At 62.8% G+C, this 14,690-nt stretch carries 17 protein-coding genes; 9 read left to right on the forward strand and 8 right to left on the reverse strand.

Annotation, left to right across the window (positions count from 1 at the left end):
* Positions 1 to 70: 70 nt before the first annotated feature.
* Positions 71 to 883 carry a pyrroline-5-carboxylate reductase gene (gene proC, locus PBR20603_RS12740; protein ID WP_150559879.1) on the forward strand — a complete coding sequence of 271 codons (813 nt, stop codon included), beginning with the start codon at positions 71 to 73 and terminating at the stop codon, positions 881 to 883.
* A 102-nt stretch (positions 884 to 985) separates the two neighbouring features.
* On the opposite strand, the gene ubiA is transcribed toward proC, so the two are convergent.
* From ubiA to PBR20603_RS12770, 6 genes are all read right to left on the reverse strand, one after another.
* Positions 986 to 1,852: a 4-hydroxybenzoate octaprenyltransferase gene (ubiA, locus tag PBR20603_RS12745; RefSeq protein ID WP_150559880.1), complete on the reverse strand. Its 867-nt coding sequence runs from the start codon at positions 1,850 to 1,852 to the stop codon at positions 986 to 988.
* Positions 1,853 to 1,939: 87 nt separating this feature from the next.
* Positions 1,940 to 3,334, reverse strand: a complete 1,395-nt coding sequence (locus PBR20603_RS12750) for a 4Fe-4S binding protein (RefSeq protein WP_174977906.1) — start codon at positions 3,332 to 3,334, stop codon at positions 1,940 to 1,942.
* A gap of 143 nt (positions 3,335 to 3,477) precedes the next feature.
* Complete coding sequence (locus PBR20603_RS12755; protein ID WP_150559881.1) at positions 3,478 to 4,314, reverse strand: FTR1 family iron permease; 837 nt, start codon at positions 4,312 to 4,314, stop codon at positions 3,478 to 3,480.
* A 59-nt stretch (positions 4,315 to 4,373) separates the two neighbouring features.
* A complete protein-coding gene (locus tag PBR20603_RS12760; RefSeq protein WP_150559882.1) occupies positions 4,374 to 4,730 on the reverse strand; it encodes a cupredoxin domain-containing protein in 357 nt (118 codons plus the stop codon).
* 64 nt (positions 4,731 to 4,794) lie between these two features.
* Positions 4,795 to 5,418, reverse strand: a complete 624-nt coding sequence (locus tag PBR20603_RS12765) for an iron transporter (protein ID WP_150559883.1) — start codon at positions 5,416 to 5,418, stop codon at positions 4,795 to 4,797.
* A gap of 256 nt (positions 5,419 to 5,674) precedes the next feature.
* A complete protein-coding gene (locus PBR20603_RS12770) occupies positions 5,675 to 6,136 on the reverse strand; it encodes an Lrp/AsnC family transcriptional regulator (protein ID WP_150559884.1) in 462 nt (153 codons plus the stop codon).
* Positions 6,137 to 6,672: 536 nt separating this feature from the next.
* On the opposite strand from PBR20603_RS12770, the gene PBR20603_RS12775 reads away from it, so the two are divergent.
* Genes PBR20603_RS12775 through PBR20603_RS12790 form a run of 4 tightly spaced genes read left to right on the forward strand, consistent with a single transcriptional unit; the run spans position 6,673 to position 9,662 of the window.
* Positions 6,673 to 7,461, forward strand: a complete 789-nt coding sequence (locus PBR20603_RS12775) for an amino acid ABC transporter permease (protein WP_150559885.1) — start codon at positions 6,673 to 6,675, stop codon at positions 7,459 to 7,461.
* Positions 7,458 to 8,111, forward strand: a complete 654-nt coding sequence (locus PBR20603_RS12780; RefSeq protein WP_150559886.1) for an amino acid ABC transporter permease — start codon at positions 7,458 to 7,460, stop codon at positions 8,109 to 8,111. The genes PBR20603_RS12775 and PBR20603_RS12780 overlap by 4 nt, the downstream gene beginning before the upstream one ends.
* A complete protein-coding gene (locus PBR20603_RS12785) occupies positions 8,095 to 8,823 on the forward strand; it encodes an amino acid ABC transporter ATP-binding protein (protein ID WP_150559887.1) in 729 nt (242 codons plus the stop codon). Before PBR20603_RS12780 ends, PBR20603_RS12785 begins: the two co-directional genes overlap by 17 nt.
* A 41-nt stretch (positions 8,824 to 8,864) precedes the next feature.
* Positions 8,865 to 9,662: a transporter substrate-binding domain-containing protein gene (locus PBR20603_RS12790; RefSeq protein ID WP_150559888.1), complete on the forward strand. Its 798-nt coding sequence runs from the start codon at positions 8,865 to 8,867 to the stop codon at positions 9,660 to 9,662.
* Positions 9,663 to 9,749: 87 nt separating this feature from the next.
* Here PBR20603_RS12790 and PBR20603_RS12795 read toward each other — a convergent pair whose 3' ends face one another.
* Entirely contained in the window at positions 9,750 to 10,271 is a 522-nt protein-coding gene (locus tag PBR20603_RS12795) for a DUF6622 family protein (protein WP_150559889.1), read from the reverse strand.
* A gap of 291 nt (positions 10,272 to 10,562) precedes the next feature.
* On the opposite strand from PBR20603_RS12795, the gene PBR20603_RS12800 reads away from it, so the two are divergent.
* From PBR20603_RS12800 to PBR20603_RS12815, 4 genes are all read left to right on the forward strand, one after another.
* Positions 10,563 to 10,991 carry a c-type cytochrome gene (locus PBR20603_RS12800; protein WP_343041933.1) on the forward strand — a complete coding sequence of 143 codons (429 nt, stop codon included), beginning with the start codon at positions 10,563 to 10,565 and terminating at the stop codon, positions 10,989 to 10,991.
* Between the two features lie 215 nt (positions 10,992 to 11,206).
* Positions 11,207 to 12,226: an alcohol dehydrogenase catalytic domain-containing protein gene (locus PBR20603_RS12805; RefSeq protein WP_174977907.1), complete on the forward strand. Its 1,020-nt coding sequence runs from the start codon at positions 11,207 to 11,209 to the stop codon at positions 12,224 to 12,226.
* A gap of 13 nt (positions 12,227 to 12,239) precedes the next feature.
* Positions 12,240 to 12,530 carry a YciI family protein gene (locus PBR20603_RS12810; RefSeq protein WP_150559891.1) on the forward strand — a complete coding sequence of 97 codons (291 nt, stop codon included), beginning with the start codon at positions 12,240 to 12,242 and terminating at the stop codon, positions 12,528 to 12,530.
* Positions 12,531 to 12,549: 19 nt separating this feature from the next.
* A complete protein-coding gene (locus PBR20603_RS12815) occupies positions 12,550 to 13,461 on the forward strand; it encodes a LysR family transcriptional regulator (RefSeq protein WP_150559892.1) in 912 nt (303 codons plus the stop codon).
* A gap of 214 nt (positions 13,462 to 13,675) precedes the next feature.
* Here the strand turns inward: PBR20603_RS12815 and PBR20603_RS12820 are convergent, their stop codons facing one another.
* Complete coding sequence (locus tag PBR20603_RS12820) at positions 13,676 to 14,650, reverse strand: LysR family transcriptional regulator (RefSeq protein ID WP_150559893.1); 975 nt, start codon at positions 14,648 to 14,650, stop codon at positions 13,676 to 13,678.
* Positions 14,651 to 14,690: the final 40 nt, after the last annotated feature.

The following is a 14,690-nucleotide window of genomic DNA, read 5'->3' on the forward strand; positions in this document are numbered from 1 at the left end:
GCCACAGCAAGACGTAACGACGGTAACGACGGTAGCGACGGTAACGACATACGCAACGCAAAGGATGGTTATGAGAATTGCATTCATCGGCGGCGGCAACATGGCCAACGCCCTGATCGGCGGACTCGTCAAGCGCGGCACAGCCCCGCGCGACATTCTCGCCATCGACGTCAACGAATCGGCCCGTGAAGGCCTCGCCAAGCAGTATGGTGTCGAGACCGCCAGCGCCCCCAACGACCGCCTGCGCGATTACGACACGCTCGTGCTGGCCGTCAAACCGCAAGTCCTCAAGGACGTTGCACAAGCCCTCCAGCCGCATCTGAACGGACAACTGGTCATCAGCATCGCAGCGGGCATTCGCGCGTCGGATCTGGCGCGCTGGCTCGGCGGCCACAACCAGATCGTGCGCTGCATGCCGAACACGCCCGCGCTGATCGGCATGGGCATTACCGGTCTGGCCGCGCTCTCAGGTGTCGATTCCGACCAACGCAAGCGCGCCGAGAACGTGCTGGGCGCCGCAGGTCAGATCGTCTGGGTCGAGAAGGAAAGCCAGCTCGACGGCGTGACCGCTATCTCCGGCAGCGGTCCGGCGTACGTGTTCTATTTCATCGAAGCGCTGGAGCAAGCGGCGCAGGAACTGGGCTTCACGCCCGAGCAGGGGCGCCAGTTGGCCATCGCCACGTTCACGGGCGCATCGCAACTGGCTGCGCAGTCGAGTGAGCCGGCGAGCGTGCTGCGCGAGCGTGTGACGTCCAAGGGTGGCACAACGTTTGCCGCCCTCAGCTCGTTCGAGCGCGACGCCATCAAGGCCGCGATCGTGCGCGGCGTGCACGCGGCCAACACGCGCGCCAAGGAACTCGGCGACGAGTTGGGCGACGCCTGACAGCCCCGCCTTACACGCAGTCATTAAATAACGGCCCGCATGCGGGCCGTTTTCTCGGGTGCCAGGCCAACGACGCCAGAGCGGTGTGCAGCCCCGCCGGGGTTACGCGCTCAGCAGGTAGTGTCCGGCGATACCGGCGAACACGGCGGCGCCGAGCCAGTTGTTGTGACGGAACGCCGCAAAGCAAGGCATGCGCTCACGTCCGCGAATCAGGAAGTAGTGATAGATGGCGAAGCTCACCGCCACAGCCATGCCCAGCCAGAACGGCCAGCCAAAGCCGAGATACACACCGACACCCGCCTGAATCCCGAGCGCGACGGCATAGCAGAGCATGATCGCCAACACGTCGAAACGTCCGAACGTGATTGCCGACGTCTTGATGCCGATCTTCAGATCATCGTCGCGATCGACCATGGCGTATTCGGTGTCGTAGGCAACCGACCAGAACACGTTCGAGAGCAGCAGCACCCACGCAATGACCGGCACTTGATCCTGCACCGCGGCGAAAGCCATCGGAATGCCGAAGCCGAACGCCACGCCGAGATAGGCCTGCGGTATCGCCAGAAAACGCTTGGTGAAGGGATAAGTGCCCGCGACGAACAGGGCCGGAATCGACAGCCACTTGGTCAGCGCGTTGAGCGGCAGAATCAGCAGGAAGCTCACAAGCGCCAGCGTCGCTGCCACGGCGAGCGCTTCCCATGCGCGAATGCGTCCCGACGTGATCGGGCGCTCCTTCGTGCGTTTGACGAACTTGTCGAAGTCGCGGTCGGCGTAATCGTTGATGGCGCAACCCGCCGAGCGCATCAGGAAGGTGCCGAGCGTGAAGATCGCGACCAGCAGCGGGTCGGGATGGCCGTTCGCCGCGATCCACAGCGCCGCGAGCGTCGGCCACAGCAGCAAAACGGTGCCAATCGGCTTATCGAGACGAACGAGGCGGAAATACAGCGGGAGGCGTTGAGCGAGCAACATGGGCGTCACACAGAAAGACTTGTGGCGACATTGTAGGCCACGGGCCGGACGCCCGCCAATCGGCGCACGCCCCGGGCACCGCCAGCGTCACCAGATCCAGAACATCAGCAGCCAGAGCCAGTTGACCAGCGCCAGCGCCGCCACCACACCGGCCATACCGGCAAGACGCCGCCCGAACGAGCGGGTATGACGCCCGGTCACGCGCCAGCCCAGCCACAGGCTCCACAGCGTGGTCACGGCAAGGATGGTGGCACGCACGTCGTTTGCCCAGTACACCGGCAGATGCTCGGCACGCAGCAGGCTGATCGTCGTGGCCGACAGACCGATGAAGACCCCGGCTCCGGCAATCGGAATCAGCGACTGCACCAGATGATTGAAGCGCGACGTCTGCCACGGCCCCATCGCCCGGTTGGCCAGCGCGAAGATGATCGTGAAGGCCAACCCCAGCAGCAGCCCGTTGCCGAGGATGTAGGTGACGACCATGCCGCCGTCGAGCCATGTGAAGACGTCGCTCTGGTCGGGGTAGTTGGTGAACACGTACCACGGCGCATTCGTCTCGAACGGCCACATGATGTTGTGATCGATGAGCCACGTGGCCAGCACGGTCTTGGTGGCGACGAACCACGGATTGACCGTCCAGTGGAATGCGCCGATGGCCACGCCGAGCAGGCCATACATGACGAGCACGCTGTCCCACACGCTGTTGTTTTCGGTCGCACCGAACTTCACGATCTCTTCGCTCGGCGAGCGGCTCGTGAGCGCGATGGCGTCGCGATGACCGGCGCAGCGGCCGCACATATGGCACTCCGCGCCGCCCTTCATATTGCGCAGCGGCACGAGCGGCGCACAATTGATCGGGATGATCTTGCGGCCGTTGGTGTGATACGACCGGCGCCAGGCGTCTTCGTCGACCTTGAAGTGGAACGGCGCCAGACGCGAGAGCAGCGAGAACACGCCATTGACCGGGCACAGATACTTGCACCAAACGCGCTTGTCGCGGCCGTAGAAATAGCCGATGACCATCGCGCCGACGGTCGAGCCGCCGAGCACCAGCAGCACCGCCTTCGGATATTGATAGACGCTGACCATCTGACCGTACAGCGTCGTGCCGGCAAACGCCACGAACGGCCAGCCGCCCCAGCGCATCCAGCGAGGAATGGCTCGCCCGCGCCCATGACGGCTCGCAAATTCCGAGAGCGTGCCTTCGGGGCACAGCACACCGCACCAGACACGGCCCATGAGCACCATGCTGATGAGCACGAACGGCCACCAGATGCCCCAGAACGTGAACTGTGCGAAGACGGTGAGGTTATCGAGGATGTGCGCCGTCTCGTCAGGCAACGGCATCATGACCGGGACGCAGATGAGGAACGCATAAACCAGCACGACGCCCCACTGCACGCCACGTATCAGCCTGCCGTGGCGTTGCATCCAAAGGCCCACTCGGGCCAGTCGGTTCGGGACAGGTATGGCGATGCTCATGCTCAACTCGTACGTCGGGGGATTACCTGGCGGCTGAAGACGTCTATCGATTCGGCGGATCTTGCGAATCCTGCCCGGGCGCGTGCGTTCAGACCGTTGTGGCGCACCGCACGGGACTCGCTCCCCCGGTGCGCCCGGCCCGCTCAGGCGGGCCTGGCCTGCTTGGCCGGAGCGCCTGCCCGCTTGAGCAGCGCCCACATGAACACCCAATACATGGCGTACACCAACAGATTCATGCCGGCCGGATGCGCGCGATAGCCCGTCAGGGTAGCGACGAGGCTGCCAAACGGGCTGGCGTCGTCAAGAATCGCGGAAGTATCCCACAGTTGATCGACCAGCGTCGGTACAAGCTCGAGCGAGATCAGGCGGTCAAGCCCCGACTCGAGCAGCCCCGCCGCCAGAAACAGCAGCATGATTTCGGTGACACGGAAGAACAGACGCCACGAGAAAATCTTCCCGCCCAACTGCAGCAGCCAGAACGTGACGAGCGCCAGCGCGAAGCCGATCAGCACCGCGAGCCACATCGACAGCGGCACGCTGCCTTGCTGGCCGAAACCAATGCCGTAGAGAAAGATCGCCGTCTCACTGCCTTCGCGGGCAATGGCCAGCGCAACCAGCACGAGCACGCCCCACCATGTGCCCCGATCCTGGTTCTTCTGCAGCGACGATTCCATATCGCGCTTGAGCGTGCGCCCGTGGCGTTTCATCCAGAAGACCATCTGCACGATCAGCACGCTGGCGATCAGCACCATGGCGGTCTGGAAGTAATCCTGCGCGTCGCCCGAGAGCACCTCGGTGAAGCCGACCAGCGCGGCGCCCAGCGCCACAGCCGCCGCAATCCCGAGCGCGACACCGGCCCACAGATACGGCAGGCCGCGCTTGGCACCGTGCTCGGGATTGGCCAGCCAGGCATGGAGAATGCCGACGACCAGCAATGCCTCGACGCTTTCGCGCCAGACGATGAACATGACCTGACCCATCGTATGATTCCTCTCGTGATGCGTGTCTTACCGTATGGCTGAAACGATTTCCGCAGGGCTTACTTGGCGACGATCACGCCTTGCGCCTGCTGATGGAAATCGTCGAAAAACTTGTACTCGCCCGGCTGCAACGGTGCGATCACGACAAACGACTGCGCGCCCGGTGCCAGCACCTTTTCCTTGCGCAGTTGCAGACTTTCAAACTCGACGGCATTCGTTCCGGTGTTGTGCACCTCGATCTTGATGCGCTTGCCGGCCGGCACTTCGATACGCGCCGGGTTGAGTTTGCCGTTGTTCATTTCCAGCTTGAAGGTGGGCAAGTCGTCGGCGCGAGCAAGCGACGGAGCGCCCAATGCCAACAAAGTCACCACCAGGGCCGCTATCGTGGCCAGCAGGCGCGCGATGCGCTGATTCATCCTTCTGCTCCAAACGAAAACAGCGCTGGCTCACAGGCCAACGCTGCATCTGGGTTATGCGGGCTTAGTAGCCACCCTTCTTGCCGATACCCGAGAAAGTGAAATCGACTTCCTTGGTGATCGGCTTGAACCACGGACCCACGCCGGTTTCCTTGTCGACGTGACGGCCGAAGCACCACGGGCCCATGCCGCCATGCGCCGCGTGTGCGCCAGCGGCCGGTGCGCCGCCCATCTTGCAACCAAATTCCTGCAACGTGCCGGGTGCGTTGACAACCATCGTCAGCTTGTACTTGCCGACGCCCGCCAGCTTGACGTTGTCGCCATAGTGAGGACCATCGCTCGCAACCATCGGCATCATCAGACCCTCAATGGCTGCGCCATCGGCGGTCTTTCCGTCGCTCTTCATCTTTTGCAGCTTGTACGTGATTTCCAGACCCGGAATCCAGTCGCCTTCGGCGTAACCGTTCGGGTTCTTGGCGATCGCGTGAATATCCGCCTCGAGGTGGATGTCCGACTTGGCGGCATCGCGCATCATGCCGGCCGGTTCCATCGTGATCGGCTGGAGATACACCGTGTTGATTTCCATGCCCGCCACATTCAGCGGTTTGCCAATGGGAAACTCGGCGGCCTGAGCCAAGGTGGCCGCACCGGCGAGCAACACCGCTGCCACGAGGGATTTCACGCGCATACGCACTCCAGATTGATGAAGAAGTTAATGCAAACAATTCTCAATAAGTTTAGCACCATCGCCACTATCAGACAAACTGGCGAAGTCAAGGCAACACGGGGATCAACGGGAAATGTGAGGGCTGCGCAAGCACTGGCGGGCACATGCGGCGATTCTTAACAGCCGGTTACGGAAAATTACTGGCGGCCGTATCGGACCATTTGCCGGGGAGCTTGTGCCTGTCGAGGGCATGGCGGGTTTGTCACTCCGCCAATGATCAGGGGAGTACGCCGCCCCGGTCGATCTTGCGCGCCAGCACCACCGACGTGGTGGTGCGGGTCACGCCGTCGATCTCGCCGATGGTGTCGAGCAACCCGTCGAGCTGGTCCGGCGAGGCGGCGTGCAGCCACGCCACGTAGTCGAACTCACCGCTCACGGTGCACAGCAGGTGAATCTCAGGCATCTTGTTCAGACGCCGCAGCACGTCGCGACCGGAGCGAGGCTGCACGCTGATGCCGACACAGGCCTGCAGGCCGCCACCGGCGGCGTCCTGCCCGAGTCGCACGGTATATCCGGCGATGACCCCGGCTTGCTCGAGCCGGCCGATGCGGGCCACCACGGTCGTGCGCGCTACGCCGAGGCGGCGCGCCAGATTGGCCGTACTCTCGCGCGCATTCACGCGCAGCAACGCGAGCAGGCTACGGTCGAGTTCGTCGAGTGCCGTCGTGGACAACGTCATCGGGCTTCGCTCTGGGACGCGTCGTCACCGTAGAACTTCACGCCAAGCAGAATCGCGGGCAATGCAAGCGGTTTGCGGTCGGTAAGGGTCGTCATATCGGACTGAGCGGGCGAATCGGTGGAATCAGGGCAACGCGGTCGAAGGCGCCCGCGCGTCTCTGGCGCAAGGCCGGCAAAGCGCGATTATAGAACCACGCCGTCGTGCCGGGCGGTCCGTCACCTTCGATGGCAAGAGATACGATGACGAAGGTGCAAAGCCGGTCGACATCAACCTGTCGTTGAGGCCGCTTCACGCAACCAGAGGCGCCCCGCGCAGCGGTCCAAAACCCCGTTTAACCCTTGTTCCATCAGGGTAAAGGCCAAGGGTATCCCCCCAAGTTCCGGCTATTGACAACGCCGATCCGCGCTGCGCAAAATCACAGCACTTATATGACGACGTACAAGAAAGACCCACCACGGCTGTCACGGATGTCATTCCCGTAGCGGAAGTTGCCTGGCGCGTCGGCCCCGAAACGTCACCGGAGACAGGCGTTTGCCATGCATTTCTCGCTGAATTTCGCTCCGCTGGTGCCCTACTGGCCAGTTTTCCTCGAAGGCGCGTGGCTCACGCTGAAGATGACCGCACTCTCGGTCGTGATCGGCACCGCCGCTGGCACGCTGGTCGCCTTTGCCAAGCGCAGCCGCCATCGCTGGCTCGTTCGCCTTTGCAGTGTCTACATCGAGTCGGTTCGTAACACGCCGTTCCTCGTCCAGATATTCCTGCTGTATTTCGGTCTCGCCAGCCTTGGCGTGCACATGCCGACGTTCGCAGCGGCCGTCATCGCGATGGTGATCAACATTGGCGCCTACGCGGCGGAAATCATTCGCGCCGGACTCGAATCGGTGCCGCGCGGTCAGATCGAAGCCGCCGAGTGCCTGGGGCTGTCGAAATGGCGCATCGCATGGCATGTGATGCTGCAACCGTCCATCGAGAAGGTGTACCCGGCGCTCACCACCCAATTCATTCTGATGATGCAGGCGTCCGCCATGGCCTCGCAGATTTCCGCAGAAGAGCTGACCGCCGTCGCCAACACCGTGCAGTCGGACACCTTCCGCTCGCTCGAGACGTACATCGTCGTGGCGGCGCTCTACCTTGGCCTGTCGTTGCTCGTGAAGCTCGTAGCGTGGGCCGCCGGCGAGTACTTCTTCAAACGCCGCCGTACTGTGCGACGCGCCGCTGCGCAAGCGGCACAGGCCTCGCGCCGTCGTGCGGCCGCGTCGCGCGCCGCTAATGGGAATGCCACAGGCACCTCGGGCAGCGATACGGCACAACGGAGCGCTTCATGATCGGCAGCTTTTCCTGGACCTATTTCGGGTATCTGGTGCAGTCCATCGGCTGGACGCTGGTGCTCTCTCTGATCGCGTTCGTGCTTGGCAGCGCAGGCGGCTTCCTCGTGATGCTCGCGCGCATTTCACCGCGCCGCTGGTTGCGGCTGCCCGCACAGGTCTTCATCGAAGCGATTCAGGGCGTTCCGCTGCTGATTCTGCTGTTCATCGTCTACTTCGGCCTGTCCGTGTATGGCTTCGAGCTGCCCGCCATCGTGGCCGCCTCACTCGCGCTGATGCTCTACACCAGCGCCTATCTGGGCGACATCTGGCGAGGGTGCGTCGAAGCGATGCCCCGCGCGCAGTGGGAGGCCGCCGAGTGCCTGTCGTTCTCGCGCTGGCAGACGCTGCGCCTGGTCATCATTCCGCAGGCAGTGCGCCTGTCGCTGCCGCCGACCATTGGCTTTCTCGTGCAGATCATCAAGATGACATCGCTGGCGTCGGTGATCGGCTTCGTGGAGCTCACGCGCGCCGGGCAGATCATCAACAACTCGATTTTCCAGCCCTTCCTCGTGTTCTCTCTGGTAGGGGTGTTTTATTTCGTGCTGTGCTACCCGCTCTCGCGCTGGAGCGCAGCACTGGAGGACAGGCTCAATGTCGGCAATCGTTAAGGTCAACCAGATTCACAAGCGCTTCGGCGACAACCCCGTGCTCAAGGGCGTGTCGTTCGAAGTGGAGCGCGGCAAAATGGTTGCCATCATCGGCGCCAGCGGCTCGGGAAAAAGCACGGCCCTGCGTTGCATCGACCGGCTGGAAACCATCGACGACGGCTCCATCGAAGTGTGCGGCATTCGCGTGGAAGATCCGCACATCGATCTGCATCAACTGCGCCGGGAAGTTGGCATCGTCTTTCAGAGCTACAACCTGTTCCCGCACCTGAGCGTGCGCGAGAACATCATGCTCGCGCTGCGGCATGTGAAGCGTCTCGCGCGCAGCGAAGCCGAGGAAGTGGCCAAGCGCGTGCTCGCGCAAGTGGGGCTGTCCGAAAAAGCCGACAGCTATCCCGAGCAGCTCTCGGGCGGCCAGCAGCAACGGGTGGCCATTGCGCGCTCGCTCGCCATGTCGCCGAAGGTCATGCTCTTCGACGAAGTGACATCGGCACTCGATCCGCAGCTCACCGGCGAAGTGCTGCGCGTCATGGAAGACCTCGCCGCCGACGGTATGACGATGCTGCTCGTTACACACGAAATGGCGTTCGCCAAGCGCGTCGCCGATCAGATCATCTATATGCATCAGGGCAAGGTGTGGGAAGTCGGTCCGGGCGACATGCTCGACAACCCGCAGACGCCCGAACTGCGCGCGTTCCTCGCCAACGGGCTGTAAGCCAGCAGTCACGACAACACAACACCCAAGGAGACCACTGCATGAAACTCAAGACGTTCCTCACCCAGGCCTGCGCCGCAGTCCTGCTCGGCGCCATGGCGCACGCCGCCTTTGCCGATCAGCTCGACGACATCAAGAAGGCCGGCAAGATTCGCGTTGCGATCGCCATGGGTACGCCGCTGTACTCGTTTGCCGATGCCAATCTGCAACCGGCGGGCTCGGACGTCGACACGGCGAAGCTGTTGGCGCAGGATCTGGGCGTGAAGCTCGACATCGTATCCGTGACGAACGCAGCGCGCGTGCCGACGCTGCAAGCGAACCGTGCAGATATCGTGGTGGCCGATCTCTCGATTACGCCGGAAAGAGCGCAGGTGATCGACTTCTCGATTCCCTACGCCGTCATTTCGATCATCGTCGGCGGGCCCAGGAGCGTGAACATCAAGGGCTATGAAGACCTCAACGGCAAGCGCATCGGCCTCACGCGCGCGACCGTGAACGACACGCTCACCACGCAGAACGCCAAGGGTGCGCAGATCGTGCGTTATGAAGACGACGCCACGCTCATCACGTCGATGGTGACGGGTCAGGTCGACATCTTCTCGAGCACGCCGTCGAATCTCGGCGAGATGATCAAGCGCGCGCCGGACAAGCACCTCGAACTGAAGTTCGCGCAGAAGGAATTCGATCTGGGCATCGCGCTCAACAAGAATCAGCCGGCGCTCAAGGACTGGATCAACAACTGGGTAAAGACCAATCTGAAAAACGGCAAGCTCAACGCGATCTACAAGAAGTACCACGGCCGCGACCTGCCGGACAGCGTGACGAAGGGTGCGGCGTAACGCGCCGATCACCGTATGTGAATCGCCGTCGACGGACAAACGCCGACAGCCTTCGCCATCTCGCAATCACCGCGACGCAAGCACCGCTCACGACGCCAGCGACGCCTCACCGGTAACGCTGGCGTTGCGCATGGCGCGCCGGATAGCCAGGGCGCGTCCGAGGAAAATGCCGCTGAACGCGCCATACGACAAGCCGATCCACGCCGCGAAACCACCGTTCGATTTGAGATCGGGATGGATCGCCAGCGAAACGGCAACAGTGAACTTCACCGCGAAGATCGCCAGCATCCAGACCAGTGGCAGCCAACTGCCCGGCACCCGCACGCGACGCGTCTCAGGCACCCAGCTCACCTTCCCCCACCATCCCAGCGCCACGCGCAGCACGACGGCAATTACCACGGCGCTCGCCCACGCGATCAACGACGGAACGTGTGTCGTGAAGGTGCTGGCCGCCCCATAGGCAGACACCCCCGTCATGGCGAGCGGCATCGCGAGCGCCGCCCATAAGGGCTTATGCTGCGTGCGCGTTGCGGCTAACCCAAGCGCGATCAACGCCACGAACAGCCACCAGACCCACAAGGGGACGTGAGAGAGGAAAGCAAATGACATGGGCAGGCTCCAGGACACGTTGGCATGCAAGCATGCGGTGCCCGAAGCATCGCGCGGTGCTGTGCGGTGCGCGAGCCGTCTGCGACGGACGGGGGCCGGGCAGCGCGAACGGCGCTCGCGATGGTGCGAACGGGGGCTCCGGCCCGGCATCCGCCAGACGGGAAATGCCCGAGCGCAGCACTCGCGACACGATGTCACACCGTCCCGGGCGGGAACCACTGGCCGTGCCCGGCGGAAAGCGGTAAGTTAGCGGCTTGCCGTCAAACCGCGCCACCGACTCTCCATCCTCCGATGACTGCCCGCCCTATCTCCCCGAACCCGTCGGCCCCCCTTCTCCTGCCCGCCGCGCGCATGCGAATCGGCGCGCTGACGTTTGCGCTCACCATAATCAGCGCATCGGCATTCGCCGCACCGGATATCGAAGCGGGCAAGGCGCTGTTTGCGTCACGCTGCGCGTCGTGCCATTCGGTTGGACCGATGGCGGCGTCGGGGTTCGGTCCGCAACTCAATGGCATCGCCAACCGGCGGGCAGGTAGTCTGGCGGACTTCGAATACTCGAAAGAGATGAAGCAGTCGGGTATCGTCTGGGACGACAAGACGCTCGCTGCCTTCATCGCCAATCCCGGCAAGACCGTGCCCGGCACGAAGATGCGCTTCTGGGGCATTGGCAACGAACGCAAGGTCGCCGATCTGATCGCTTACCTGCACACATTCAAGTGAACTGACATTGCCGAACCCAGGGCTTTGGCATACCCAACTGCCCGAGCTTCGTCGCATGCCGTCGCCGCTGGCGGCGTGCTCGGTCAGGCGAAGACCGAACCGGGTTTTGCATGGATCTCAAAAGTGTTCTGCACGAGGGCGGCTGTTTCCCAGCGAGGGGGCTTTCTAAACTGCACGCATGTTCCACCGCTCCTCAACAGAACCAAGGAGATCTCATGCTTGCAGTTCGCATCGACCAGTACGGTCCCGCCGATTCGCTCGGTATCGTTGACGTTCCGCCCCCTGTGCCCGGGCCGACCGACGTCCTTGTGCGCGTGCGCGCCATCGGCGTGAACCGACTTGATCTGCTTTTGCGCGACGGGAACATTTTCCAAGTCCCCTTGCCGCGCATTCCCGGCACCGACTTCTCCGGCCAGATCGTCGCGCTCGGCGACGCGGTGCTGGACAGGAAAGTCGGCGAACACGTGTTCGCCGCCCCCATCCTGTCTTGCGGCACTTGCGCGCATTGCCTGCGAGGCGAAGACAATTTGTGCCGTCAGTTCGGTACGGTGGGGTCGACGATCGATGGCGGGTATGCGGAGTACGTGAGCCTCCCGGCGCGTAATGCGGTCCCGCTGCCTGAGGGGATGGACGCTGTCGCGGGGGCGAGTTTCGGACTGACCTATGCCACCGCAGCGGCGATGCTGCGACGCGGGCGTCTCAGTGCAGGTGAATCGGTGCTCGTTCTCGGCGCCAACGGTGGCCTTGGGTATGCGGCCGTCGAGCTGGCTCGCTGTGCCGGCGCAACGGTCATTGCCGTCAGCCGCGACAGTCATGCCAACGAGCGCCTCCTGAAGCTGGGCGCTGCGGCAGTCGTTGCGCCTGGGCCCAACATGGCGAATGACGTGCGTGCCCTGACGCAGGGTCGTGGCGTGGACATGGTCTTCGAGCACGTCGCCGCAGCCACGTTCGAGCAATCGCTTGCCTCGCTGGCCATGGACGGCCGACTGGTGCTCGGCGGGGTCACGACCGGCACGCAAGCGCCCCTGGACCTGAAGGCGATTTTCACTAAACGGCTCGAGATTCTGGGATGCCGGGGCAGCGGACGCATCGATCTCGACCGTGTGCTGGAGCATATGGCGCGCGGCGAACTCAGCCCGCACGTGCATCAGGTGTTACCGCTCGAACAAGCCGCCGAGGCACACCGGATGCTCGAATCCAGTGAGGTCTTTGGCAAAATCATGCTGACCGTTTAATAGGGTGAAGATCATGTTCGTCGTCTTGTTACACTACGTCCAGCCGCTGGACGTCGTTGAAGCACACATTCCGGAACACCGGGAATTCCTCGATCGTCATTACGCGGCGGGGCATTTCGTGGCCTCCGGTCCGCAGGTGCCGCGCACGGGTGGCGTAATCCTTGCCGGCAATCTGTCGCGGCAGGCACTCGATGCGGTGCTCGCCGAAGATCCCTTCCTGCGCGAACGCGTGGCGCAGTACCAGGTGATCGAGTTCCATCCGACCAAGTTCGCTCCGGGCGCCGAGGCCATTCTCCAGTCTTGAAACACGTGCGAGGAAAGTGATGGACATGCTGTCAGCCATGCGAATTTTTCAGAGAGTCGCCAGCACGCTCAGCTTCACCGATGCCGGCGACTCACTGGGGCTGTCGGCTTCCAGCGTGTCCAGACAGATGGATGCGCTGGAGAACCAACTTGGCGTGAAGCTCCTGACGCGAACGACGCGCAAGCTGTCGCTGACCGAAGCCGGTGCGACATACAAGGAAAATCTCGACACGATTCTCGCCGAGCTGGATGGCATCCACGAGAGCATTTCGTCGTTCTCGGACGAGGCGCAGGGAAGGCTGAAGGTAAGTTCCCCGCGCATGTTCGGCAAGCGCCTTGTCACACCGCTGATCCACGACTTCCTGCGCGCGCATCCCAAAGTGACGCTGGAACTCGCGATCACCGACGACTACGTCGATCTTGTGGAAACCGACACGGATATCGTCATTCGCATTGGCGAACTGGGCGACTCGAGTCTGGTGAGCCGTCCGCTGGGCCGCTATCGACGCGTTCTCTGCTGCCATCCGTCCTATCTGGTCGACCGCGAAGCGCCGCGGGTGCCCGCCGATCTCGCGCACTTCAATTGCCTGCGATACCGGAAATCCGGCGAACGGGTGATCTGGAAATTCTCCTGTCCCGGCACGGATGTCGTTGCGGAGATCACCCCGCAAGGGAATCTGATCGCCAATGATGTCGAAGCGATCTATGCAGCGGCGTTGGATGGCACCGGCATCGGGTTGTTGCCTTATTGGCTGGCGCGCGAGGCGCTTCTGAAGGGCGATCTGATCGAGCTGATGCCCGATCATCCATTGCAAAGCAGCCTGCAAGCCACCGGCATCCATTTCGTCTATAACGTCAACCGCCGGCAGTCGCGAAAAGTCCATGCCTTCATGGATTTCATCATCCCCCGGATCGCCCCGCTTCTCGTCTGATCGACTCGCGATCGCCGCCCCGGGAAGGCGCGAGGAACGAAGTTGCCGGAAGCGTCATATGAAGGCGATGTTTGTCAAACGCCACTCTCCAGCTTTGCAGTCGAACACCCCACTCCGCTTGTTCTGAAGTGAATCGCGCCCCGATGGATCTGGCGATTTCGCACGTGCGTATGTGAGGTGCCGGTGGGACCGACCCACGGCAATGCATGCGCGATCAACGAAGTTTCACCGCCGCGCAGGCGGCAGTGCCCGCGGGAACACGCGTTGCCCCCGTCGCATTCCTGCCATCCATGTCTAGCACGGACGCCTTGAGGTTTTCGCGCAACCAACGCAGACCAGGATCTGCGCTTCGATGCGAGTGCCACTGCATCGCCTGTTGCATCTTCGGGATCGTGACGGGTACGTCGCAGATCGTAATGGGCAGGCTGCGCGCCGCATGCTCCGCTAGCCGGCGATGCATCGTGGCGACACGCTGCGTGCCGACCACCAGTTGCGCCGGCGCCGCAAAGCTGAAGGTAGTGATCTCGACCTTGCGCTGCACCCCGATGCGTTCTCCAAACCAGTCGGCGAGAACCGCATCGACGTGCCCGGGCGTGACCACGACATGTCCCGCCCCCAGATATTGTTCTCGCGTGATGGCAGCGCCGGCGAGGGTGGCCTCGTTCCACATCACGCAGCAATAATCCTCTTCAAACAGAATGTCGGTCGGATGCTCGCCCGTGCAGTAATCGATCGGGATGATCAGCATGTCGACATCCGCACGCTCGAGCGAGCGTGCTGCCTGCGCGACCTGCGGGCAGAGTTCGATTCGTACGCCTGGTGCACACGCATAGATCCGCTTCAGAAAATGGGGGATCAGCGTCGACAAGGTGAAATCCGAGACCAGCAAGCGGAACACACGCGTGGACTCGGCCGCCACAAACGTTGGCGGTGTGGCGATGCTCGCCTCGACCCGCACGAGGATGTCGCGTACCGCGTCCGCCAAGCCCTCCGCGCGTGGTGTGGGCTCCATCTTCCGGCCCACCTGCACAAGCAGCTCGTCGTCGAAATACTCACGCAGCCGTGCGAGCGCATTGCTCATTGCCGACTGACTCAGGTGCACCTTCTCCGCAGCGCGACTGATGCTGTGCTCACTGAGCAACGCATCGAGCGCGACCAGCAAATTGAGATCGAGTTTGTTGAAACGCATGGGGAATGGTTTTCGTCGTGCGCTGCGCCTGGTGGCCATG

This window comes from Pandoraea bronchicola (assembly GCF_902459805.1).
Taxonomy (GTDB): domain Bacteria; phylum Pseudomonadota; class Gammaproteobacteria; order Burkholderiales; family Burkholderiaceae; genus Pandoraea; species Pandoraea bronchicola.